The sequence below is a fragment of the Saccharothrix coeruleofusca genome, assembly GCF_017876325.1.
GTDB classification, from domain to species: Bacteria; Actinomycetota; Actinomycetes; order Mycobacteriales; family Pseudonocardiaceae; genus Actinosynnema; species Actinosynnema coeruleofuscum.
Genome location: NZ_JAGINV010000001.1, coordinates 4869723 through 4892256, shown reverse-complemented (window position 1 = coordinate 4892256; position 22534 = coordinate 4869723). Strand labels below are relative to the sequence as shown.

Annotated in this window: 21 protein-coding genes; 12 read left to right on the top strand and 9 right to left on the bottom strand. The window is 74.3% G+C overall.

All coding sequences use genetic code 11. The features are described from left to right. The first annotated feature begins 185 nt into the window (after positions 1-185). Together JOF41_RS21775 and JOF41_RS21770 are read left to right on the top strand one after the other, a co-directional pair. Positions 186-809, top strand: a complete 624-nt coding sequence (locus JOF41_RS21775) for a VOC family protein (RefSeq protein ID WP_209621559.1) — start codon at positions 186-188, stop codon at positions 807-809. Between the two features lie 139 nt (positions 810-948). Next, on the top strand, positions 949-1401 hold the full coding sequence (locus JOF41_RS21770) for an iron chaperone (RefSeq protein WP_209621556.1): 453 nt from the start codon (positions 949-951) through the stop codon (positions 1399-1401). Positions 1402-1410: 9 nt separating this feature from the next. Here the strand turns inward: JOF41_RS21770 and JOF41_RS21765 are convergent, their stop codons facing one another. Together JOF41_RS21765 and JOF41_RS21760 are read right to left on the bottom strand one after the other, a co-directional pair. Continuing rightward, positions 1411-2418, bottom strand: coding sequence for an alpha/beta hydrolase (locus tag JOF41_RS21765; protein WP_244989653.1), 1008 nt, complete (start codon positions 2416-2418; stop codon positions 1411-1413). Positions 2419-2483: 65 nt separating this feature from the next. Continuing rightward, the gene (locus tag JOF41_RS21760) at positions 2484-3806 is read right to left on the bottom strand and encodes a cytochrome P450 (protein WP_209621554.1); all 1323 of its coding nucleotides are present in this window, start codon (positions 3804-3806) and stop codon (positions 2484-2486) included. 159 nt (positions 3807-3965) lie between these two features. Here JOF41_RS21760 and JOF41_RS21755 point away from each other — a divergent pair, with 159 nt between their 5' ends. Next, entirely contained in the window at positions 3966-4781 is an 816-nt protein-coding gene (locus tag JOF41_RS21755) for an SAM-dependent methyltransferase (RefSeq protein WP_307867491.1), read from the top strand. Positions 4782-4800: 19 nt separating this feature from the next. Further along, on the top strand, positions 4801-6921 hold the full coding sequence (locus JOF41_RS21750; RefSeq protein WP_209621551.1) for a putative bifunctional diguanylate cyclase/phosphodiesterase: 2121 nt from the start codon (positions 4801-4803) through the stop codon (positions 6919-6921). A gap of 8 nt (positions 6922-6929) precedes the next feature. Here the strand turns inward: JOF41_RS21750 and bla are convergent, their stop codons facing one another. Together bla and JOF41_RS21740 are read right to left on the bottom strand one after the other, a co-directional pair. Further along, positions 6930-7844 carry a class A beta-lactamase gene (gene bla / locus JOF41_RS21745; RefSeq protein WP_209621534.1) on the bottom strand — a complete coding sequence of 305 codons (915 nt, stop codon included), beginning with the start codon at positions 7842-7844 and terminating at the stop codon, positions 6930-6932. Between the two features lie 194 nt (positions 7845-8038). Further along, entirely contained in the window at positions 8039-8635 is a 597-nt protein-coding gene (locus JOF41_RS21740; protein ID WP_209621530.1) for a TetR/AcrR family transcriptional regulator, read from the bottom strand. A gap of 64 nt (positions 8636-8699) precedes the next feature. Here JOF41_RS21740 and JOF41_RS21735 point away from each other — a divergent pair, with 64 nt between their 5' ends. From JOF41_RS21735 to JOF41_RS21725, 3 genes are read left to right on the top strand one after another with little or no spacing between them, the layout of a single operon-like run. Continuing rightward, positions 8700-9860: an MFS transporter gene (locus tag JOF41_RS21735; protein ID WP_209621527.1), complete on the top strand. Its 1161-nt coding sequence runs from the start codon at positions 8700-8702 to the stop codon at positions 9858-9860. A 56-nt stretch (positions 9861-9916) separates the two neighbouring features. Further along, the gene (locus tag JOF41_RS21730; RefSeq protein ID WP_209621524.1) at positions 9917-10813 is read left to right on the top strand and encodes a LysR family transcriptional regulator; all 897 of its coding nucleotides are present in this window, start codon (positions 9917-9919) and stop codon (positions 10811-10813) included. Then, positions 10804-11706: a serine hydrolase gene (locus tag JOF41_RS21725; protein WP_189223170.1), complete on the top strand. Its 903-nt coding sequence runs from the start codon at positions 10804-10806 to the stop codon at positions 11704-11706. The genes JOF41_RS21730 and JOF41_RS21725 overlap by 10 nt, the downstream gene beginning before the upstream one ends. Positions 11707-11729: 23 nt before the next feature. Here JOF41_RS21725 and JOF41_RS21720 read toward each other — a convergent pair whose 3' ends face one another. Both JOF41_RS21720 and JOF41_RS21715 read right to left on the bottom strand, forming a co-directional pair. Continuing rightward, positions 11730-12569 (bottom strand): methyltransferase domain-containing protein, encoded by an 840-nt coding sequence (locus tag JOF41_RS21720; protein WP_209621522.1) that lies wholly within the window; start codon positions 12567-12569, stop codon positions 11730-11732. Positions 12570-12676: 107 nt separating this feature from the next. Beyond that, positions 12677-13528 (bottom strand): helix-turn-helix transcriptional regulator, encoded by an 852-nt coding sequence (locus JOF41_RS21715; protein ID WP_209621519.1) that lies wholly within the window; start codon positions 13526-13528, stop codon positions 12677-12679. 86 nt (positions 13529-13614) lie between these two features. On the opposite strand from JOF41_RS21715, the gene JOF41_RS21710 reads away from it, so the two are divergent. Continuing rightward, the gene (locus JOF41_RS21710) at positions 13615-14397 is read left to right on the top strand and encodes an SDR family NAD(P)-dependent oxidoreductase (protein ID WP_209621516.1); all 783 of its coding nucleotides are present in this window, start codon (positions 13615-13617) and stop codon (positions 14395-14397) included. On the opposite strand, the gene JOF41_RS21705 is transcribed toward JOF41_RS21710, so the two are convergent. Beyond that, entirely contained in the window at positions 14398-14565 is a 168-nt protein-coding gene (locus JOF41_RS21705) for a hypothetical protein (RefSeq protein ID WP_209621512.1), read from the bottom strand. Positions 14566-14771: 206 nt separating this feature from the next. Continuing rightward, positions 14772-15887 (bottom strand): NAD(P)/FAD-dependent oxidoreductase, encoded by a 1116-nt coding sequence (locus JOF41_RS21700; RefSeq protein ID WP_244989652.1) that lies wholly within the window; start codon positions 15885-15887, stop codon positions 14772-14774. Between the two features lie 85 nt (positions 15888-15972). Here JOF41_RS21700 and JOF41_RS21695 point away from each other — a divergent pair, with 85 nt between their 5' ends. Genes JOF41_RS21695 through JOF41_RS21680 form a run of 4 tightly spaced genes read left to right on the top strand, consistent with a single transcriptional unit; the run spans position 15973 to position 20438 of the window. Next, positions 15973-17241 (top strand): hypothetical protein, encoded by a 1269-nt coding sequence (locus JOF41_RS21695; RefSeq protein ID WP_209621509.1) that lies wholly within the window; start codon positions 15973-15975, stop codon positions 17239-17241. A gap of 9 nt (positions 17242-17250) precedes the next feature. Then, on the top strand, positions 17251-19065 hold the full coding sequence (gene recQ / locus JOF41_RS21690; RefSeq protein WP_189223181.1) for a DNA helicase RecQ: 1815 nt from the start codon (positions 17251-17253) through the stop codon (positions 19063-19065). Then, complete coding sequence (locus JOF41_RS21685) at positions 19062-19883, top strand: pentapeptide repeat-containing protein (RefSeq protein ID WP_189223182.1); 822 nt, start codon at positions 19062-19064, stop codon at positions 19881-19883. The genes recQ and JOF41_RS21685 overlap by 4 nt, the downstream gene beginning before the upstream one ends. Before the next feature lie 60 nt (positions 19884-19943). Continuing rightward, positions 19944-20438 (top strand): DUF2269 family protein, encoded by a 495-nt coding sequence (locus JOF41_RS21680; protein ID WP_209621506.1) that lies wholly within the window; start codon positions 19944-19946, stop codon positions 20436-20438. Here JOF41_RS21680 and JOF41_RS21675 read toward each other — a convergent pair. Beyond that, a complete protein-coding gene (locus tag JOF41_RS21675) occupies positions 20407-22428 on the bottom strand; it encodes an NACHT domain-containing protein (protein WP_209621503.1) in 2022 nt (673 codons plus the stop codon). The genes JOF41_RS21680 and JOF41_RS21675 overlap by 32 nt on opposite strands. Positions 22429-22534 lie beyond the last annotated feature (106 nt).

Here is a 22534-nt window from a genome sequence, read left to right as displayed (position 1 = left end):
ACGCGCATGGCGGAGTGCTCCTCGGTGGGGGATCGGCACGGTATTGATCTTCATCCTGAGGCAGCCGTCGAACGCGCGTCCAGGTCGAGTGCCCGAAGGTGCTAAATGATGGCCCCACCCGCGGCGCGGGCACTGATCAGGAATCGAGAAGCGCCGGTCGTGGTGCCGCGCCTAGCGTTCCCGTCATGACCTGCACGGACACGATCACCCTCGAAGTGGACGACCTCGCGGCCGCCGAGCGCTTCTACACCGCCTTCGGGCTGGGGGCACTGGTCGGCCTGCGAGCCGCGCGGGAGCCGACCAGCGGCTTCCGCGGATTCGCCCTGTCGCTGCTGGTGTCCCAGCCCGCCGACGTCGACGCGCTGGTCGACGCGGCTCTGGGCGCGGGGGCGACGGCGCTCAAGCCCGCCGCGAAGTCGCTGTGGGGCTACGGCGGCACCGTGCAGGCCCCGGACGGCACGATCTGGACGGTCGCGACGTCGGCGAAGAAGGACACCGGCCCGGCCACCGGGCGGATCGACGGCGTGGTGCTCCTGCTGGGGGGCGCCGACGTGGCCGCGAGCAAGCGGTTCTACCTCGGCCGAGGGCTGACCGCGGCGAAGAGCTTCGGCCGGATGTACGTCGAGTTCGCCGCCGGGCGGGGACCGGTCAAGCCGGCGCTGTACCGGCGCCGCGCGCTGGCCAAGAACGTCGGCGTCGCCCCGGAGGGCACCGGCTCGCACCGGATCGCGATCGGCGGCGCCACCGAGCCCTTCACCGACCCGGACGGGTTCGCCTGGGAGCCCGCCCCGGTGGCGGCGCGGCCCTGATGTGCCACTACCACCTGCCCGCCGAGCTGGCCGAGCAGCTGCGGGACAGCACGAGTTCCCCGACCGGACCACCCGCTGACCGCCGACCCGATGCCGACGGCACGGTGGCGCCCACCACGACCCTTGAGGAGATTCCGCGATGAGCCGCACCAAGACCAGCACGTACGAGGGGTTCACGGCCGAGGAGCGGGCCGCGATGAAGGAGCACGCCCAAGAGGTGAAGAAGGCGTCGCGCCGGACCTCGCGGGCGGAGAAGGCGGCGGAGGCGGAGCGGGACCTGCTCGCGAAAATCGCCGAGATGCCCGACGCCGAGCGGGTCATCGCCGAGCGCGTGCACGCCATCGTCACGGCCAACGCCCCGATGCTCGCGCCCAAGCTCTGGTACGGGATGCCCGCCTACGCGCTGGACGGCAAGGTCGTCTGCTTCTTCCAGAGCGCGGACAAGTTCAAGACGCGCTACTCCACGCTCGGGTTCAACGACCTGGCCAAGCTGGACGACGGCGCGATGTGGCCGACGCACTTCGCCCTGGCCGAGGTGACGGCCGAGGTTGAGGAGCGCATCGCCGAGCTGGTGCGGCGGGCGGTGGGCTGAGCTCGTCGCTCAGCCGATGCCCGCGGTCCACTCGGCGACCGCGCGGTGGTAGTCCGGCGCGTTGGGGGAGAAGTTGAGCGAGTGCCCGTAGCCGGGGACGACGTGGGTGCGCAGCCGGGCCTCGGGCGCGTAGAAGCGCGCTTCCGAGGCTCGCAGCGCGTCGGCCGACGAGCAGTCCGCGCCCAGCGGCGGGCCGCAGAAGTTCGCGTCGCCGCCGCCCATGACGAGCATGACCGGCACGGTGATCCGCCGCGACACCGGGATGAGGCTGCCGATCAGCACGGTGTCCACGGTCTCCGCGGGCGTGACGGTGTCCTTGGTGGCCTCGTCGAACTCGATGGCCCCGGCCTCGGTCGCGCCGGGGGTGTGGAACGAGGAGTACCGCGAGCCCGCGATGGTGGTGAGGTAGCCAGGGTCGAGGCCGCGCTCCTGGAGCCGGGGGTCGAGCACGGCCGGGACGAGGGTGGTGAACACGGGCACCGCGCCGGGGAGGTTGATCCGGTGGGTCAGCCCGGTGATGACCACGCCGTCCACGTCGCGGTGGGTGGCCGCCACGGTGGTGGCCACCGCCGAGCCGATCGAGTGGCCGACCAGCACCACCCGGTCGAACCTCGGCCGCAGCGACTGGACCACCGCGTGCACCGCCTTGGCCTGGGCGGGCACGCCGAGCAGGGCGCTGAGCGGTGTGGAGCTGCGCCCGCTGCCGAGCCGGTCCACGGCGACGGTGGCGATCCCGGCCTCGTTCATGGCCCGCCGGTACGAGAGGGTCTGCGGCGCGTGGCCGATGTCCCAGTAGGCGCTGGTGTAGGTGCCTCCCGGCACCAGCACCTGGAGCGTCCGCGCGCCCTGCGGCACGCACAGCCTGCCGTGCATCGACTGCTTGGTCAGGCCGATCGTCACGGGCACCGCCACGTCCTGGCACGTGGTCTGCGCCGCGCCCGCCGTGCCGGGGGCCAGGCACAACCCGGCGGTGAGCAGCACGGCGGCGCCGCAACGGCGGAAACGCGACCAGCTCAAGGGGAACGACCTCCGGCTCGCTGTGGGCCTCGCTGTGGGCCTCGCTGTCGGTGTCACTGTCGGGGTCACTGTCGGGGGACCACCGTCATCAGCATGTCGCTGGGGTAGGCGGTGGAGGTGAACTTGACGCGGACGGGCTTGTCCGGCAAGGGGACCAGCCGCCACCGCGCCGCGACGGTGGCCACGGCGATGGCGATCTCGGTCTGCGCGAACAGGTTCCCGACGCACTGGCGCGCGCCCGCGCCGAACGGGACGAACGCGCCCTTGGGGACCTCGGCGGCGCGTTCGGGCGACCAGCGGTCGGGGTCGAAGCGGTGGGGGTCGGCGAACGAGGCCGGGTCGTGGTGCAGGGCGTGCGGGCTGAAGATCACCTCGGCGCCCTCGGGCAGCGTCACGCCGCCCAGCTCGACCGGGACCAGCGCGCGTCGCATCAGGAACCAGATCGGGTACATCCGCAGCACTTCGTTGACGACCTGGTTGAGGTAGGCCAGCTTCCCGACGTCGGCGAAGGCGGGCGCGCGCCCGTCCAGCACCCGGTCCACCTCGGCGTGGACGCGGCGCTCGACCTCCGGGTGCCGGGCGAGTTCGTGGAAGGTCCAGGCCAGCGCCAGCGCGGTGGTCTCGACGCCGCCGACGAGCAGCGTCAGTACCTCGTCGTGGACCTGCTGGTCGGACATGCCCGCGCCGGTGTCCGCGTCCTGGGCGTCCAGCAGCGTGGACAGCAGGTCGCCGTGGTCGACCCCGTCCTCCCGTCGCCTGCGCACCAGGTCGAGCACGATGCCGCGCATCCGGCCGATGGCCCGGTCGAACTCGCGGTTGCCGGGCAGGGGCAGCTTCCCGACCAGCGGCGGCGTCAGCGCGCGGACCATGCCGTTCCTGATCACGGTGAAGATGGAGCGGCGCACCTCGTCGATCGCGCGCCGGTCCAGCTCGGTGGAGAACAGCGCCTGGCAGGCGATGGTGACGGCGAGGGCCTGGGTGTCCCGCTCGACCGCGCGCACCTGGCCGGGGCGCCACGTCGCGGTCAGCTCGGCCGTCGCGCGGGCCATGGCCTCGGCGTAGCGGGCGACGCGGTCGCGGTGCAGCGCGGGCCGCACCATCCGGCGCTGGCGGCGGTGGAACGCCCCGTCGGAGGTGGCCAGGCCGTTGCCGAAGAACGGCCGGAACTTGTCGAACAGCGCGCCTTTGCGGAATGCGGACCCCTTCGTGACGAGCAGTTCGTGGACAAGGCGAGGATTCGTCACGAAATAGGTTCGCATCGTGCCGAGGTCGACCCGGACGACATCGCCGTGATTCCGCAAAGATGCGGTGAACTTGTGCCGCTCGCGCATCATCGGCAGGGTGTGGCCGAGTAGTGGCAGGCGGCCCGGCGCCACCGGGACGGGCATATCCGCTCCTCGCCGAGTTTTCGGGGGAGCACCACGATAGAAACCGTTCGGGTGAGGCGACAGTACCCGTTCGGGTGGCGCTGAGCCACTCGGACGGCGCAGCAGACCCACTTGGGCGGTGGCTACGATGATGCCTTCTCGGTGAAAGGGTGTTTCGCGGTGGAGCAACGCGAGTGGATTCCGCGCAGCGTCGACATCTCGGTTCCGAGCATGGCCCGCACCTACGATTTCCTGCTCGGCGGCGCGCACAATTTCGCGGTGGACCGGGAACTGGCCGCGCACGTCCAGCGCGTCATGCCCGACGCGCGTTCCGCGGCCCGCGTGAACAGGGCGTTCCTCGGCCGCGTCGTCCGGTTCATGATCGGGCGCGGGGTCCGCCAGTTCCTCGACATCGGCTCCGGCATCCCGACCGTCGCCAACGTGCACGAGGTCGCCCAGGGCGAGGACCCGCGGTGCCGGGTGGTGTACGTGGACAAGGACCCGGTCGCGGTCGCGCACAGCGAGCTGATGCTGGCGGACAACGACCGCGCGACCGTCGTGCACGCCGACATGCGCGATCCGGAGTCGATCCTGGACGACCCGCGGACCCGCGCGCTGCTCGACTTCGACCAGCCCATCGGCCTGCTGCTGCTGATGATGCTGCACTGGCTGCCCGACGAGGCCGACCCGTGGCGGCTGATGGCCCGCTATCGCGACGCGCTGCCTCCCGGCAGCCACCTGGCGATCACCCACGTCACCGCCGACCACCAGGAGCGGCCGCTGGCCGAGGTGACCGACCTGATCAAGCGCAGCCGCAGCGTCGACCAGCTCACCGAGCGCCCGCACGACCGGGTGCTGGCGCTGTTCGGCGATTTCGAACTGGTCGAGCCGGGACTGGTCGGGTGCGCGCAGTGGCGGCCCACCGGACCGGGCGACATCTCCGACGCGCCGGAGATGAACATGGTCATCTACGGCGGGGTAGCCCGCAAACCCTGATCACAACGGGATTGAACCGATGTCACAGCCCCACCCCGAATCCGATGCCGCTCACGGGCAGGTTTCCCCGGACGGCGCGCGTGCGCGCGAACTGCTCGCGCGCACGTGGGCGTACCGGTTGAGCGGCGTCGCGATGATCCCGCTGTCACGGGAGGAACTGGACCGGGAACTGCGCGAGCGGCTCGACGAGCTGTGCGCGGTCCTGGTCCGCGACCCGTTCGACGCCGCCGCGGTCGAGCGGATCGGTGAACAGGTCGTCGCGCTGGGCCACGTCGCCGAGGACGGTTTGCGCCGCACCGCGGAAGTGCTCGGCAAAGGGCTCCCGGCGCTGCCCGAGCTCCAGCGGGCCGACGTGGGCGCGGACCGGATCGCCCTCGCGGTCGGCGCGCTGGCCACCGGTTTCCTGACCGCCAACCGGCGGGCCGTGTTCGAGCAGCAGGAGCGGATGCAGCTGTCCCTGCTCAAAGCGGTGCGCGACGCCAAGTGGCACCTCAAGGAGAGCGAGACGCGCTTCGAGGAGGTCGCCACGTCCTCGGCCAGCGGCATCGCGGTGGTCGACCTGGACGGGCGGCTGGTGCGGACCAACGGCGCGATCGGCGACATCCTCGGCCGCACCGCCGCCGAGCTGACCGGCACCTCCCTGTTCGACCTGGTCCACCCCGACACGGTGGGGATGCTGCGCCAAGCGATGCGGGCGGCGGTCGAGGGCGGGCAGGACCGCCTCCGGCAGTCGCAGCGGCTGCTGCGGGACAACGGCGACGTCGCCCGGATCTCGCTGACCGCGTCGCTGCTGCGCGACGCCGACGGAGCGCCGAGCCACTTCGTGGTGGTCGTCGAGGACGGCACGGAACTGGTGCTGCTGCGCAACGAGCTGAACCGGCAGGCGCTGCACGACGTGCTCACCGGCCTGCCCAACCGCCAGTTCTTCAGCACCCACCTGGAGAGCGCGGTGCGGCGGGCCGACCCCGCGCACGGCGTGACGCTGCTGCACCTGGACCTGGACGCCTTCGGCATGGTGTGCGGCAGCCTCGGGCGGCGCGCGGGCGAGCTGCTGCTGGTGCAGGTCGCGCAGCGGCTGAAGTCCCTGCTGGCGCGGGAGAAGGCGATGATCGCCCGGCTCGACGGCGACGAGTTCGCCATCCTGGTGGAGAACACCGCGACCACCCCGGACGCCGCCACGATCGCGGCGGCGGTCAACCGGCGGCTGACCGAACCCGTGCAGGTCGACGGGCACGGCCTGGCGGTGTCCGCGTCCATCGGCGTGGCCCTCGGCACCTCCCCCGACCAGGACCCGGCCGAGCTGCTGCGGGCCGCCGACCAGGCGCTGCGGCGGGCCAAGACCGGGCGGCGCGGCCAGTGGGAGCTGGTCGACCCGAGCCGGGACGCGGCGGACCGGGCGGCGCACGCGCTGGCCGTCGGCATGGCGGGCGCGTGGGAGCAGGGCGGGATCACCGTCCGCTACCGGCCCGTGGTGCGGCTGGCGGACGGGGGCCTCGCGGGCGTGGAGGCGGTGCTGCACTGGGAGCGGCCGGAAGGTGCCGTCCCGCACCAGCGGTGCGTGGCGCTGGCCGAGAGCACCGGCTTCATCCTGCCGCTGGGCGAGTGGCTGCTCGGCGTCGCGGCCGGGCAGGTCCAGTGGTGGCGGCAGCGCGACGGGTCCGCCCCGCCGCTGGTCCTCGCGCTGACCGCGCACCAGGCGGTCGACGCGGACCTGGTGTCGCGGGTGGTGCGGGCGCTGGACCGCACCGGCCTGCCCGCCGACCGGTTGGTGATCGGGATGCCGGTGGGCGCGCTGGCCGTGCCCGAGGCGGCGGACAACCTCGACGTGCTGACCGAGACGGGCGTGCGGACGGCGCTGGAGGACTTCGCGCTGGGCCCGGACGACCTGGCCGCCGCGCGGGAGCACGGCGTCGGCTCGGTCCGCGTGCCCGGCCGCCTGGTCGACCTGCCGGGCAGAGCGCTGGCCGAGCACGCGGTCGCCCTGGTCCCCGCGCTGCGCGAGGCCGGGATCGAGGTCGCCGTCGACGGCGTCGCCACGGCCGAGCAGGCGGCCTGGTGGCGGGACGCGGGCGCGGACCGGGCCACCGGCCCGCACTTCGGGCCCGACCACCCGGCGGGCGGCTTCCCGTCCCGCCGGTAGCCCGCGCCTCACACCAGCGTCTCCGCGACGTAGGCGGCGGTCTCGGCGAGGAGGGCCTCGTCGTAGCGCGCGTCGGCGGTGGCCTTGCTGGACATGATCGACACGACCAGCGGAGCGGAGTCCGGGGGCCACACGACGCCGACGTCGTTGAGCGTGCCGTAGTTCCCGGTGCCGGTCTTGTTGGCCACGCGCCAGCCCGGCGGGACGCCCGCCCGGACGCGCTTGGCCCCGGCGACGCCGCGCTCCATCAGGTCGCGCAGGAAGTCGCGCTTGTCGGCGGGCAGGGCGTCGCCCAGCACGATCCGCTGGTAGTCCGCGCCGATCGCCCGCGGCGTGGTGGTGTCGCGCGGGTCGCCGGGCGCGGCCTCCACGATGTGGGGCTCGATCCGGTCCATCCGGGTGACCTCGTCGCCCAGGCCGCGCAGGTACGCCGTCAGCTCGGCAGGCCCCCCGAGGTCGCGCAGCAGCATGTTGCCCGCCGTGCCGTCGCTGAAGCGGACCGCGGCGTCGCACAGGTCGCGGATGGTCATGCCGGTGGCCACGTGCCGCCGGGTGATGGCGGAGCTGGCCATCAGGTCGGCCTCGGTGTAGGTGATCACGGTGTCCAGGTGCGACATGGGGTTGCGGTGCAGGACGGCCGCCGCGGCGAGGCCCTTGAACGTCGAGCAGAACGCGAACCGCTCGTCCGCCCGGTGGGCGATGGTCGCACCGGAGCCGGTCGCGACGGCGTGGACGCCCAGCCGCACGTCGTACCGCCGTTCGAGGTCGAACAGGCGCTCGTGCCGCTCGGGCGGTGGGGTGGTGGAGGGCGTCGGGGCGGAGGCGGGGTCGGCGGGCCGCGCGGTGGTGGCGCACCCCGCCAGCGGCAGCAGCGCGAGCGCCTTGAGCAGGGCGCGGCGGTCGGTCGGTCGTGGCGTGGTCATCGTTCCCCCTGGTGGTCGAGTGCGGGACGAGGCTGGCAGCGGGCCTGGGATGCCGTCCAAGACAGAGGAGGCCGGATCGATGCCGATCCGGCATACAACGTGGTCGGGTCGACGTCATCGCGGCACTGGAGAAGCACCTCGGGGGGCGGTTGCTCACCCGGTAACCGCGAGTCGAACCCCCGGAACCCCTGAGTTCAACGCTGGGGTCGCGTGCCCGCGGCGGAGTCGACGACCAGGCGCGCGGCGGCGCGGGCCGGGGCGACGGGATCGGCGGGAACCCCGCGCAGGAGGCTGCTCAGCACCCCGTTGTAGAGCAGCAGCAGCATCGCGGCCACGGCGTCCGGATCGGCGCACCCGGCTTCCCGCGCCAGCCCGGCCAAGCGCCCGGTCACCAGCCGCGTGTCCTGCTCGACCAGGTCGAGCACCGGGTCGGCGCGGCCGTCCGGCGGGGCGGGGCGCTCGGAGGCCGTGGCCAGGAAGCAGCACCACTGGGTCGGCCCGGCCTCGGCGCGGAAGGTCTCCACGGCGTCGAAGACCGCCAGCAGGCGTCGCACCGGGGAGTCGGCCGCGGCGACGGCGGCGTCCCAGTGCCGGGTCCACGCGTCGAGGCGGCGGGCCAGCACCTCGCGCAGGAGGTTGTCCTTGCCGCCGAAGTGCTTGTAGAGCGTCACGATCGCCACGCCCGCCGAGGCGGCGACCTGGTCGACCCCGGTGACGGCGATGCCCCGCTGGAAGAACAGCGCCTCGGCGGCGTCGAGGATGCGCTCCCTGGGGTGCGGGGGAGTGGCCACGCTCCTAGCATAACGCTCGTTACGCCATAACGATCGTTATACCGAATGGGGTGCCAGCGTGGTGGTGACCGACGCACGACGCCGAAGCGGTTCCGGCCTGGGGACCGCGGTGGCGGGGATGTCGCTGATCGCCGCCACCTACGGGATGGCCCGCTTCGGGGTCGGCCTGTTCGCGCCCCGGCTGGCCGCGCAGCGCCCGGACCTGGCCGGTGTGCTGGGGTGGGCCGCGGCCGCGCAGTTCACCTCCTACTGCCTGGCCGCCGCGGTGGCCGCCCGGTTCGCCGACCGGCGCCCCCGCGCCGCCGTGCTCCTCGCCGGGGCCACCGCGACCGCCGGGTGCCTGGGCGTGGCGGTGGCCTCGGCCCCGGCCGCGTTCGTGCTCGCGGTCTTCGTCGGCGGGATGGGCGGCGCGTTCGCCTCGCCCGCCCTGGTGCCGATCGTCGACGCGGTGGTGACCCGCCGCGCGACCGCCACCGGGCAGTCGCTGGTCAACTCGGGGACGGCGGTGGGCGTGATCGGCGCGGGCCTGGTCGCCCCGGTCGCCGCTTCGGTCGGCCCGGCGTGGGTGTGCATGGCGCTGGTGTGCGCGGTCACCGCGTTGGCCACCTGGTACCCGGTGCGGGCGCGCGCCGACCTGGCCTCTCCGGCGTCCCCGGCCGCGCTGTCCGCGTGGCGGTCGCTGGTCCTGCCGGGGGCCGCCGCGGTGCTCGCCGGGGCGGGCTCGGCCCTGGTCTGGACGTTCGGGCCGCTGCTGGTCACCGGCGCGGGCGCGGTGCGCCCCGACCGGGTGGGCTGGCTGTGGATCGCGCTGGGGGCGGGAGGGGTGCTCGGCACGCTGACGGGCGTGCTGGTCGAGCGCTGGGGCAGGCGGACCGGCTGGTGCGTGTGCGCCGCCGCGCTGGCCCTGGCCTGCGCCGCGCTGGCGCTGTCCACCGCCTCGGGCGCGGCCTGGGCGGCCTACGCCTGCATGGCGGTCTTCGGCGCGGGTTACATGGGGCTGTCCGGCGTGCTCGTGCTCTGGGCGCGGCAGGTCCGTCCCGACGCCGCCGGAGCGGGCACCTCGGTGCTGTTCATCGCACTGGCCACCGGTCAGGCCCTCGGGTCCGCCGGGTTCGGGCTCATCCAGGGGACGCTGAGCGCGGCGGCCGTGGCGCTCGTGGCCGCGGGCCTGTGCGCCCTCGGCGGTCTGGTCGTCCTGGTGCCGCGGAGCCCGAGGGCGGCGTGACGCCGCCGTCCGGGACAGCGGCGGATCGCCGCCGACCTCGCGGATAGGTTGGGCGGGTGGACGTCATCGCGGCCTGCAAGGCATTCGTCGCCGTGAGCGGGCACGGCAGCTTCACCGTCGGCGCGGCGGCGGCGCGCATCCCGCAGTCCGTCGCGAGCAGGCGCGTCGCGGCCCTGGAGAAGCACCTCGGGGTCGAGCTGCTCACCCGGTCCTCGCGCAGCGTCGCGCTGACCCCGTTCGGCCGGGAGGTGCTGCCCTCGGCGCGGCGGCTGGTCGAGCTGGCCGAGGCGCTGGAGCACGACGCCGCGCAGGCCAGGCTGCGCCCCTTCCGGCTGGCCGTGCCGGAGGTCTGCGGCCCGCGCCCGCTGGCCGCGCTGGTCGCCGGGGCCAGGGCGCATGACCTGAACCTCGACCCGCGCCCGGCCGCGCCGCGGCGGCGCGCCGAACTCGCCCGCACGCTGGAGGTGCGCGCGGCCGTGGTCGCCGTGCCGCCCGACGACGGCGCGTGGCGGGTGCCGCTGGGCCTGGCGGGCCACACCGACCCCGGCGACGCGCCCGCGATCTACCTGGAGTCGCTGCGCGCGGGCCGCGCCGAGCGGACCGCCCGCCGACGCCGGGTGCTGATCCAGGCCGAGGACGACGTGCCGCACGTGCGGGACCGCGTCCGGCGGCTCGGGCACGCCGTGGGGCTGCAACCCGCCCAGGTCGTGGTGGCCGGTTCGCTGGTCGCGGCGGTGGCCGAGGTGCTGGCCTCGGACGACCTGCTGCTCTGCGCGCGCGGCCAGGCCGAGGAGCTGGGCCTGCACTGGCGGCCGATCGGCGAGCTGGACGCGGCGCGCGGCTACGACGTCACCGCCCGCTCGCGCGAGGACGGCAGGCGGGTCCGGGCGCTGCCGCCCGCGCTGATCGGGCGCTGCCTCGGCGTGCCGGAGGGGGAACCGGGATGGGCGTGAGCAGGGTGCTGCGCGAAGCCGGGCAGGCGCTCGACGAGGCGGGCCTGCGCGGCTCGTTCCTGGTCCGCGACCTGGACACCGGCGACGAGCTGGGCATCGACGCCGACGCCGAGTACCCGGTCGCGTCGCTGGTGAAGGTGCCGCTCGCGGTCGCCACCCTGGAGCGGATCGCGCGCGGCGAGCTCGACCCGGCCACGCCGGTCCGCGTGCCACCCGGTCGCGGCACGACGCCCGGCCCGGTCGGCCTGAGCAAGTTCCGCCACCCCGCCGTGATCGCGCTGGAGGACCTGCTGCACCTGAGCACGTCGCTGAGCGACAACGCCGCGGCCGACGCCCTGTTCGCCCTCACCCCGCCCGCCGCGGTCACCGCCGAGCTGCGGCGGCTCGGCCACGACGGCATCACCGTGCGCCACCTCATGGCGGAGCTGGTGGACACCCCGGCCGAGCGGTTCCCCCGCGCCGAGGTCCACCTGGCGCACTCGCTGGCCATCACCGCCGGGACGGCGGGCCACGGCCACCCGGTGCCCCAGCTCGACGTCAGCCGCGCCAACACCGGCTCCGCCCGCGCGTTCGCGGACCTGCTGCACGGCCTGTGGCGGCCGACGACCGTGCGGCCCGCCGTGGCCGCCAGGGTGCGCGAGCTGATGGGCGACAACGTCATGCGGCACCGGCTGGCACCGGACTTCGCGTCCGACTCGGCGCGCTGGTCGTCCAAGACCGGCACGCTGCTCAACCTGCGGCACGAGGTGGGCGTGGTCGAGCACGACGACGGGCGGGCGTTCGCCGTCGCCGCGCTCACCGAGTCCCGCGTGCCCGCCGCCGTGCAGCCCGGCGCGGAGGCGCTGATGGCGCACGTCGCCCGGATGCTGCGCGACGCGGTCCGGATGGGCTGAGCGGACCGCGTCGCGCCCAGGGGTCAGCCCTCCTTGATGGCCCTCAACCCGTACAGCAGCGGGATGCGGGGCTCGTCGTCGGGCAGCGCCCACCAACCGCTGTCGGTGCGCACCATCCGCGGCCAGCGCGGCCAGGGCAGCAGCTCGCTCTCGGTCAGCCGGTCGACGCGGAAACCCGCGGCGACCAGGGAGGTCACCACCTCCCCGAGGCCGTGCGCCCACTCGTAGTTCACCGGGTCCGACGCCAGCGGCGGCCCGTCGGTGTAGGTGTGGGTGCCGTCGTGCTCGATCGCGCCCCGGCCTTCGAGGTAGTCGTGGCGCAGCAGCAGGTCCGGCGTGTCCCCCGGCGCGGGCGAGGGGCCCAGCGAGGTGAGCAGGGGGTGGAACTCCGCGATGTAGAGCAGGCCCCCCGGCTTGAGCAGCCCGAGGACGACGTCGGCCCAGCGGCGCAGGTCCGGCAGGTAGCACAGGGCGCCCTTGCCGGTGTAGACGACGTCGAAGCGCCCGGTGCCCAGCGCCGCCGCGGCGTCGTGGACGTCGGCGTGCACGTACTCGACCGGCAAGCCCGCCTCGGCGGCGATGCGGCGCGCCTCGGCGACGGCGTTGGCGGAGAAGTCCAGCCCGGTGGTGCGCGCCCCCCTGATGGCGAAGGCCATCGTCTCCACGCCCAGGTGGCACTGCAGGTGCGCGACCTCCCGACCGGCCAGCTCGCCCAGGTCGGCCCACTCGAACGGGGCGAACCAGCCCAGCGGGTCGCGGGTGCCGATGCCGTAGAACCGGCTGGCCACGTGGATGGGGGTCCGGGCGTCCCAGTTGCGCCGGTTGGCGTCGATCTTGGCCTGGACATCGCGGGGGAACGGCACGCGGTCAGCTCTACCACAGCGGCGGCCCGGCCGAGGGCCCGTCGGCGCGGGATCACCCGGTGGGCAGTCCACCGGGGCGGCCCACCGGGGCGGCCCACCGGGGTGGCTCAGCCGGGCACGTCCACGCGCTGCGTGCCGATGACCGACAGCAGCCGCAGCGCCTCCTCCGACGACGAGCCGGGCACGGCGGTGTAGATCACGACCTGCTGGTCCCGGTCGGCGATGTCGAGCGCGTCGCAGTTGAGGGTGATCGGGCCGACCAGCGGGTGCTGGAAGGTCTTGCGCAGGGTCGGCACGGCGGACACGTCGTGCGAGTGCCACAGCCGGGTGAACTCCTCGCTGCCCGCGAGGAGTTCGGCCACCAGCCCGGCCACCTCGGGGTCGTCGGGGTAGCGGGCGGCGGTGGCGCGCAGCCGCCGGGCCGCGTGGCGGGCGAACTCGTCCGGGTCCGACGCCCCGTACAAGCGCCGGTCGCCGGGACGCGGGTCGAGGAACGCCCGGCGCACCAGGTTGCGGTCACGCCGGGACAGCGCGGAGAAGTCCTCCATCAGCGCCGCCGCCAGGTCGTTCCAGGCGATGACCTCCAGCGTCGCGGAGGTCACGAACGCGGCGGCCCGCGGCAGCCGGTCCAGCAGGTCCAGGATGCTCTGCCGCACCTCGCGCGAAGGCCCCGGCGCGGGAGCGGGCGGCGCCCCCGCGAGGTGGTGCAGGTGGGCGCGCTCGACGTCGGACAGGCGCAGCGCCCTGGCCAGCCCGGCCAGCACCTCGCGCGACGGGCGCGGGCCGCGTGCCTGCTCCAGCCGCGCGTAGTACTCGGCGGAGATGAACGCCAGCTGCGCCACCTCCTCGCGCCGCAGGCCGGGAGTTCGGCGGCGCGGTCCGGCGGGCAGCCCCACGTCGGCGGGGGCGATCCGCTCGCGCCTGCTGCGCAGGAAGTCGGCCAGTTCGCGTCTGTCCACGCGCCCAGTGTCCGCGTGCCCGCCCGGCTCAGCCAGGCATCGCCGGTACCTGGCTGAGCCCCGTGGACCGGCGCAGGCTCGTCGTCATGAACAACACGACGTCCACCACTTCGGGCCTGCTCGCGGGCAAGGTCGCTCTCATCACCGGCGCGGGGCGCGGCATCGGCGCCGCCTCGGCGCGGCTGTTCGCCGGGGAAGGCGCCCGCGTGCTGCTCGCGGCCCGCACGCAGGACCAGCTCAAGGCGGTGACCGAGGAGATCAGGGCCGAGGGCGGCACCGCGGACTACGTGCTGTGCGACCTGGCCGACCCCGCGAGCGTGCGGGCCGCCGTGAACCGCGCCGTCGAGCTGTACGGCCGACTCGACGTGGCCTTCAACAACGGCGCGACCGTTGTTCCGCCCGGCCCGCTGGACCAGACGCAGGAAGCCGACTTCGACTACGTCTACCAGGTCAACCTCAGGGGCGTGTGGCTGGCCATGACCGCCGAGATCGCCGCCATCCGGGCCACGGCGGGCACCGGGGCCATCGTCAACAACTCCAGCGTCGGCAGCCTGCGGGCCAACCCCGAACTGCCCGCCTACGGGGCGATGAAGCGCGCGGTCAACAGCCTCACCGAGTCTGCGGCGGTCACCTACGGCCCCGAGGGCATCCGCGTCAACGCCGTCGCCCCCGGCGGCACGGACACCGAGATGATCCGCGAGTGGGACGCCCACTCGCCCGGCCTGGTGGAACGGCTCACCCCGCACATCCCGCTGCGCCGCATGGCCCGGCCCGCCGAGATCGCCGAGGCCGCCGCCTGGCTGCTCAGCGACCGCGCCTCCTACGTGACCGGCGCGATCCTCCAGGTCGACGGCGGCAGCGGCGCCTGATCAGCGCGGACTCCGGTCGCGCAGGACCAGCCCGCACGCGGCACCCAGCAGGGCGACCAGCACCAGCGCCAGGAACAGCTGCGCGTGCAGGCCGAGCACGGACGCCGTCCGGTCGGCGAACTCCGGGTCGTTGACGGCGGTGCCGGGGAACAGCGCCGCGACGAACATGCCCAACCAGGGCGTGGAGACGACCGCCGCGGCCCAGAGCAGCCGCGCGGGTGGCGCCCCTGCCGAGGGCGAGCGCGAGACCGATCGCGCCCAGCAGCACGGACGGGGAGTCCGGCGGGTGCCGGACTCCCCGCACAGCAGGCCGCAGAGCCGGGCCCGGCACAAGAGGGAAACGCGCAGCGCTTCGGCGGGCGCTTCCGGAGGGCTCAGAAGCGTTCGTAGCGGAACGCGGCCAGGGCGTCACCGCGGTCCTCGCCGAGGACTTCGGCCGCCACCAGGTCACCGGCGTGCAGGCACAGCGTCGCGCCGCTGTGCGAGACGGCGAAGTGGAAGTTGGGCAGCGCGGCCACCCGCCCCAGCACCGGCAGGCCGTCACCGGGGATGGGCCGCTCGCCGACCCGGACGCTCTCGGCGGACACGTCCCGCAGGCCGGGGTAGAGCGCCTGGCCCGCCGCCAGCACCTGCTCCACCGCCCAGTGGTCGACGCCGATCCCGCCGTTCTCGGGCGCGGCCCCGTCGAGCTCCTCGGTGTGCAGCAGGAGACGCCCGCCGCCGTCGGGGCGCAGGTGGACGTGCGGGGCGTGCACGACGCGGGCCAGCGAGACCGCGACCGGCGAAGTGCAGACGAGCACGCCTCGGGTGTTGCGCATCGGCAGGTCCAGGCCCGCCAGTTCGGCGATCCGAGCGGCCTGCGGACCCGCGCAGTTCACGACCGCGTCGGCGGGGAGCCGCCGTCCCGAGGCGAGGTGGACGGCGCGCACCGCCCCAGCGGCCACGTCCAGCCCGGTCACCGCGTCGTCGCGGACCAACCACGCGCCACGGCCGCCCGCGCGGGACAGGAGGTGGCCGATCAGGCGGGTCGGCTCGACCCAGCCTTCGCGCGGGAAGAAGGCGATCCCGTCCGAGGGCAGCTCGGCGGGGTCGATGTCCGGTTCCAGCCGCAGCACCTCGGCGCGGGTGAGCCAGCGCGCCTCGTAGCCGTAGTCCAGCACCCCGGAGACCTTGGCGCGTAACTCGCCGAGCCCGGACTCGTCGGTCCACTCCAGGTTGCCGCCCTCGTGGTACCAGTCGCTGCCGGGCACTTCGGCGGCCAGGGCGCGGTGCGCCTCCATGCCCGCGACGCTGAGGTCGTGGTACGAGCGCGGCTGCTTGCCGCAGGAGTTGATCCACGAGAACGTCGCACCCGACGTGCCGCCTGCGGGCGCGCCCGCGTCCACGACGGTGACGCGGGCTCCCCGCCGCGCCAGCGAGGCGGTCACGGCTGCGCCGTAGACACCCGCACCGATGACGACCACGTGCTCGACCATGCTGCTCCCCTTCATCAGCTGTCCACAACGGATTGATCTGGTCCATCCCTCGATTCCATTTTGATTCCACAACGGCGTGGCTTCTGGCACCGTGTTCGGCGTGTACCCCAAAGACGACGCGGGCAGGGAGCTGAACGCCGAGTTCTCGGTTGAGGCCGACAGTGATCACCTGGCCGTGATCCTGGAGAGCGCGGGCGGGGTGACCGCAGGCAGGCAGGCGCCCCGCAACGCCGACTACCGCGAGGCCCTGGAGCTGCTGCTGCGGCGGCTGGCGCAGTTGGACGCGGTGCTGCTGGGCGCGTTCGTCGACTCGCGGAACGTGCAGCACCTCGACGAGAGCGAGCGCGCACTGCTGTCGGAGCCCGTTGCGCTGGCGGCCCAGCGCGACTTCGAGGAACTCCGGCGCCTGCTCACCAGTCGGCAGGGGCGGATCGGCCAGCGGGAGGGAGCCCCCAAGGCGGGGAACAACAGCAAGCGGCTCCGGCTCCGGCTCAACGTCCCGGAGTACGGCCCGGACGACGCGAAAGCGCTGGAGAGCGACTTGGCGGGAGCGGGTGCCGGGCGGTTCGACGTGGTCATGCGGCCGGTCCCGGCCCGTCCGGCGTCCTGGGTGGGCGGGAACCGGGTCGACGCCTACGAGGTGCTGCGCGAGCTCATCGGCGCGGAGGTCCGGACCGTGGTGACCGACAAGCCGAACCTCGTCATGGGCGTTCGGGGCCACCACGTCGAGGTCGCCACGGAGAACTCGCCCGAGGGGAAGCTCATCCCGGTGGCCGAGGTGCAGGCGGGCATCGACCGGCTCATGGCCCAGGGCAGCGTCCTGGTGTCGCCGCCGGAGCTGGGCTACCGGAGTTGGTTCATCGGGGCGGTGCTGGCCACGCTGCCGGGTGCCGTGGTGAGGCAGAGCAGGCCCGTGGTCATCGCGCTCTCCGAGGACGACACCACCGAGCAGTCCACTGGGCTCGACGGCAAGGTCCTGGCCACGTACCGCAAGGAGCAGGGCAAGCTGCGTCGCAGCCTGCTCGACGGCAGGGCTGCCGCTGCCTGCGCGCTGTGCGGGGAGGTCTTTCCGGAGGGCTTCCTGGTCGCGGCGCACATCAAGAAGCGGTCGCTGTGCACCGACAAGGAGCGGTTGAACCTGAGCAACGTGGCCATGCTCGCCTGCCGGTTCGGCTGCGACCACCTGTACGAGTACGGCTACGTCACCGTCAGTGAGAACGGGCGGGTGCAGGTGGCTCGGACCGGCGAGCCGGTGATCGACAGCAGACTGACCGCGCTGGCCGACCGCGCCTGTGGCGCCCACCACGCGGGCTCGGAGCCCTACTTCGCCTGGCACCGCGCCAACGTCTTCCGCGAGGCGGTCGGTTAGGATCGCGCGATGGCTTCGAGCGATCGCGACGCCGATGAGGTGCTGCGGCGGGTCTTCGGGTACGACTCGTTCCGCGGCGAGCAGCGGGACATCGTCGAGCACGTGATCGGCGGCGGGGACGCGCTGGTCCTCATGCCCACCGGTGGCGGCAAGTCGTTGTGCTACCAGATCCCCTCGCTGGTCCGCGACGGCGTGGGCGTGGTGGTCTCGCCGCTGATCGCGCTGATGCAGGACCAGGTCGACGCGCTGCGCGCGCTGGGCGTGCGGGCGGGGTTCCTCAACTCCACCCAGTACCCGGACGAGCGGTCGCTGGTCGAGGCGGAGTTCCTGGCGGGCGAGCTGGACGTGCTCTACCTCGCGCCCGAGCGGCTGCGGGTCGACTCCACGCTGCGCCTGCTGGAGCGCGGCAGGATCGCGCTGTTCGCCATCGACGAGGCGCACTGCGTGTCCCAGTGGGGCCACGACTTCCGGCCCGACTACCTGGCGCTGTCGCACCTGCACGAGCGGTGGCCGGACGTGCCGCGCATCGCGCTGACCGCCACGGCGACCAAGGCCACCCACGCCGAGATCGCGCAGCGGCTCCGGCTGGAAGACGCCAGGCACTTCGTGGCCAGCTTCGACCGGCCCAACATCCAGTACCGCGTCGTGCCGAAGAACGACCCCAAGCGGCAGCTGCTGGAGCTGCTGCGCACCGAGCACGCGGGTGACGCGGGCATCGTCTACTGCCTGTCCCGCAACTCCACCGAGAAGATCGCGGAGTTCCTGGTGGAGAACGGCATTCCGGCGCTGCCCTACCACGCGGGCCTGGACGCGGGCACCCGCGCGCGCAACCAGGCGCGGTTCCTGCGCGAGGACGGGCTGGTGATGGTGGCCACCATCGCGTTCGGCATGGGCATCGACAAGCCGGACGTGCGGTTCGTGGCGCACCTGGACCTGCCCAAGTCCGTCGAGGGCTACTACCAGGAGACCGGCCGGGCGGGCCGCGACGGGTTGCCGTCCACCGCGTGGCTGGCCTACGGCCTGCAGGACGTGGTGCAGCAGCGCAAGATGATCGAGGAGTCGCAGGGCGACCAGGCGCACCGGCGCAAGCTCGCGGCGCACCTGGACGCGATGCTGGCGCTGTGCGAGACGGTGGAGTGCCGCCGGGTGCGGCTGCTCGACTACTTCGGGCAGAGCGGGCAGCCGTGCGGCAACTGCGACACCTGCCTGACGCCGCCGCAGACCTGGGACGCCACCATTCCCGCGCAGAAGGTGCTCTCCACCGTGGTCCGGCTGCGCAAGGAGCGGCGGCAGAAGTTCGGCGCGGGCCAGATCATCGACATCCTGCTGGGCCGCAGGACGGCCAAGGTCATCCAGCACGACCACGACCAGCTGTCGGTGTTCGGCATCGGCACCGAGCTCAACGAGAGCGGCTGGCGCGCGGTGGTCCGCCAGCTGCTGGCGCAGGGCCTGCTGGCGGTGGAGGGCGAGTACTCGACGCTGGTGCTCACCCCCGGCAGCGAGGAAGTGCTGTTCCAGGGGCGCGAGGTGCTCATGCGGCGGGAGCCGGAGAAGGCCGCGCGCGCCGCCAGGGCCAAGAAGCCGACGCCCTCGGCCGAGCTGCCCGCCGAGGCCGCGCCGGTGTTCGAGCGGCTGCGCGAGTGGCGCGCGGTGACGGCCAAGGAGCAGGGCGTGCCCGCCTACGTGATCTTCCACGACGCGACGCTGCGGCAGATCGCCACCACCAGGCCCGCGTCGTTGTCGGAGCTGGGCGGGGTGAGCGGCGTGGGCGAGAACAAGCTGGCCAAGTACGGCCAGCAGATCCTGGACGCGCTGAGCGCATGAGCCGTGAACTGCGCGCGGACTGCGCGAGCTGCTTCGGGTTGTGCTGCGTGGTGCCCGCCTTCTCGCGCTCGTCGGACTTCGCGCTGGACAAGCCCGCAGGCACGCCGTGCCCCAACCTGGGGCAGGACTTCCGCTGCGGCATCCACGACCGGTTGCGGCAGAAGGGGTTCGTCGGCTGCACGGTCTACGACTGCTTCGGCGCGGGGCAGCGGGTGTCGCGGGAGACCTTCGGCGGCGTGGACTGGCGGGAACCGGGCGTCGCGCGACGGATGTTCGAGGTCTTCCCCGTGGTGCGCAACCTGCACGAGCTGCTGTGGTACCTCACCGAAGCGGTGGCGCTGGTGCCAGGGGGTGCGCTGCGCGACGAGCTGGTCCGCGCGCGTGACGAGACCGAGCTGCTGGCGGGGCGGAGTCCGGAAGCGCTGGCGGGCTTGGACGTCGGCGAGCACCGGCGCGCGGTGAACGCTTTGTTGTTGCGCGCCAGCGACTTCGCGCGGTCGTCGGTGCGCAAGAAGCTCGACCGCCGCGGCGCGGACCTGATCGGCAGGAGCTTCAAGGGCGCGGACCTGCGGGGCGCGAGCCTGCGCGGCGCGCTGCTCATGGGCGCCGACCTGCGGCGGGCCGACCTGCGGCAGGCCGATCTCACCGGCGCCGACCTGCGCGGGGCCGACCTGCGCGGAGCCGACCTGAGCGGCGCCCTGTTCCTGACCCAGGCGCAGCTGGACGCGGCCAAGGGGGACCGGGGCACCAAGCTGCCCGGCTCGCTCGCGCACCCCGCGCACTGGGCCGCGTCTTCCGGGCTACGTCCTGAGGCGTAGGCGGCTTCGCCGCTCCGGAGCGGACGCGCGGACGTGCTCGCGCGCACGACGATGGCGTGCATGAAACTGACCCCTGGGGTTCGGAAGTCCGTGCTGCTGCTGCACGTGGTGTCCTCCGTCGGCTGGCTCGGGGTGACAGTGGGCAACCTCGTGCTCGCGATCGCCGCGCTGATCACCGACGCCCCCGGCGACCAGCACGCGGCGTACCGGGTGATGGCGCTGCTGGGCGACGCGGTGGTCCTGCCCGCCGCCCTGGCGGCGCTGGTGAGCGGCCTGCTGCTCTCGGTCGGCACGCAGTGGGGGCTGGTGCGCTACCGCTGGGTGCTGGCCAAGCTGCTGCTGACCAGCATCGCCGTGGTGGCGACGTTGTTCTCCCTGCGCCCCACCCTGCACACCGCGCGCGATGCCGTGGTGGCGACCGGGGACGGCGTGCTCGCCGATGTCGGCGACACCGGCGTGAGCGTGGTGGCGGCCTGCTCCGTGTCGCTGGCGTTCTACGTGGCCAACACGGCGCTGTCGGTGTTCAAGCCCTGGGGGCGGACCCGCTGGGCCTGATCCCGGCGCGGCGGCGCGCGACCTCCGCGCCCAGTTCGGCCGGGTCGCGGCCGGCCAGGTGGTCGCGCACCAGCGGGTGCGGGAAGCGGTGCTCGCCGTCGACCTCGACCAGCAGCACGCGGTCGCGCGCGTCCCGCAGGACCGCCCGGCGTCGCAGCGGGAACTCGTCCAGCGCGAGCGGGCGGGCCAGCGCCTCGGTGACCGCGTCGAGCGGCCTGGCGGTGGCAGGCGGGATCACCGCCAGCCCGATGAGCAGGCCGGTGACCGGGGCCAGGGCCTGCGGCCCGACGGGAGCGCCCAGCACCGCGGCGAGCCCGGCGCCCGCCAAGCCCGCGACCGGGAGCCAGCGGAGGCCGCCACCCGCCTGCGCCGCGCCGGGCAGCCCGGACCACAGCGCGGTCAGCCCGCCGAGGAACACGCCGGTGGCCGCACCCGCGGACAACCCGGTGCCCAGCGCCACCAGCAACTCGGCGGACGGACCCGTCAGGACCATGACCGCGGTGGGGAGCACAGCGCAGGCGGTGGCCCAGTAGCCGTCGCGGAAACCGCCCAGCCCCAACAGGAACGCGACCAGAACGACGACCGCGAACGACAGGTAGGCGGGCCAACGGCCCAGGTTCGCGCCCAGCCAACCGCCCACAGTGGACAGTCCGGCGGTGGTCGCCGCGCCGCCGAGGAACCCCACGACGGCCCAATGCGCGCCGCGAGCCCGTTCCCGCGCGGGCGCGGCGAACCGGCCCCGGTGCAGCAGGGCGGTGCACAGCACCGCCACGCCCGCCGTCACCAGTCCCACCCGCTGGCCCACCACGAAGCACAACGCCGCCGCCGCACCGGCCAGCGCGCCCGGCGCGGCCCGGCGGAACAGCCGCCAGACCGCCTCCTGGGTCACGAACCCCAGCCACACCTCGCGCCGGGGCAGCCGGGGGTGGGCGGCCAGGTCCCGGCGGGCGGGGGAGGCCGCGATCCGGGCCAGGAAGCGCAGTGCGCGCAGCAGCCGCTCCGCGCGCGGCTGGCGTGCCACCGACTCCACCACGTAGGTGTCCAGCACGCCCCGGTACTCGGCCCGCCCGGCCCGGTAGGCCAGCGCCAGCAGGTCGAACGCCAGCGGCGTGCGCACCTCCTGCCACAGCTCGGGGTTCTTGGTCAGCTCCTCCCGCAACCCGTCCAGGCGCGGCCCGCACGCGCTGATCAGCGCGAGGACCTCGGCGCGGCGCAGCGGTCGCACGCGCACCACGTCGTAGCGGGGGAGGCGTTCGCAGTCGTCGGTGCCGCAGCAGAGCACCACCTGCGGCGGCTCCAGCGCGGTGATCCGGCGCAGGCACTCGACGCGATCGGCCTCGGCCACCTCGTCCAGCCCGTCGAGCAGCAGCGCCAAGCGCCGCTCCCGCAGCCACGCCCGGCCCAGTCGCGGGCCGATCCGGTAGCGCGCGGCCAGTTCCCGCAGCAGCCACTGGTCGAAGTCCGCCTCGCGCCGCCACGCGCCGAGGTCGACCACCACCGGCAGCGGGCGGTCCGGGTCGCCGCGCGCGGCGGCCAGCAGCGCCTCCGCCAGCTCCAGCAGCAGCGTGGTCTTGCCCGAACCCGGCTCGCCCGCCACCACCAGCGGCACCCGCGGGTCGGTGGGCAGCGGTGGGCCGACCCTCGGCGCGACACCCAGCTTGAGCCGCACCTGGGCGGCCAGCGACCCGGCGACCCGCGCCCGCACGAACCGCTCGACCCGGTCCAGCGCGACCACCCGGTTGGCCGGGTGGGCAGGCAGGTGCTGCACCAGCCGCGCGCGCAACGGCTCCCAGGCGGCCAGCGCCGCGCCGACCGCGCAGCACCCGATCAGCGCGGGCCACACCCAGGCGGTGTAGCGGCCGAGCACCTTCGGGGCCGACCCGCCGGTCGCGATGTTGACCGCGATCGGCAGCAGGACCAGGCACACCACGCCGCCCACGCCCGCCAGGGCGACCATGCGGGCGTTGCGGGCGAGCCGTCCGGAGTCCATGCGCCGCCTCCACGGGTCGCGGACGACGGTAGTGCCGATCGCGGGCCCGTGGTAGCGGAGCCGACCCGTCCCGCGTCGTCGCGGAACGGCGGCCGTTGCCCCGTTC

Coding starts and splice junctions, on each gene's coding strand:
- JOF41_RS21750 (WP_209621551.1), top strand. CDS start 4,801: ATGTCACAGCCCCACCCCGAATCCGATGCCGCTCACGGGCAGGTTTCC.
- JOF41_RS21710 (WP_209621516.1), top strand. CDS start 13,615: ATGAACAACACGACGTCCACCACTTCGGGCCTGCTCGCGGGCAAGGTC.
- JOF41_RS21760 (WP_209621554.1), bottom strand. CDS start 3,806: ATGCCCGTCCCGGTGGCGCCGGGCCGCCTGCCACTACTCGGCCACACC.
- JOF41_RS21775 (WP_209621559.1), top strand. CDS start 186: ATGACCTGCACGGACACGATCACCCTCGAAGTGGACGACCTCGCGGCC.
- JOF41_RS21675 (WP_209621503.1), bottom strand. CDS start 22,428: ATGGACTCCGGACGGCTCGCCCGCAACGCCCGCATGGTCGCCCTGGCG.
- recQ (WP_189223181.1), top strand. CDS start 17,251: ATGGCTTCGAGCGATCGCGACGCCGATGAGGTGCTGCGGCGGGTCTTC.
- JOF41_RS21680 (WP_209621506.1), top strand. CDS start 19,944: ATGAAACTGACCCCTGGGGTTCGGAAGTCCGTGCTGCTGCTGCACGTG.
- JOF41_RS21725 (WP_189223170.1), top strand. CDS start 10,804: ATGGGCGTGAGCAGGGTGCTGCGCGAAGCCGGGCAGGCGCTCGACGAG.
- JOF41_RS21770 (WP_209621556.1), top strand. CDS start 949: ATGAGCCGCACCAAGACCAGCACGTACGAGGGGTTCACGGCCGAGGAG.
- JOF41_RS21700 (WP_244989652.1), bottom strand. CDS start 15,887: ATGAAGGGGAGCAGCATGGTCGAGCACGTGGTCGTCATCGGTGCGGGT.
- bla (WP_209621534.1), bottom strand. CDS start 7,844: ATGACCACGCCACGACCGACCGACCGCCGCGCCCTGCTCAAGGCGCTC.
- JOF41_RS21705 (WP_209621512.1), bottom strand. CDS start 14,565: ATGTTCGTCGCGGCGCTGTTCCCCGGCACCGCCGTCAACGACCCGGAG.
- JOF41_RS21685 (WP_189223182.1), top strand. CDS start 19,062: ATGAGCCGTGAACTGCGCGCGGACTGCGCGAGCTGCTTCGGGTTGTGC.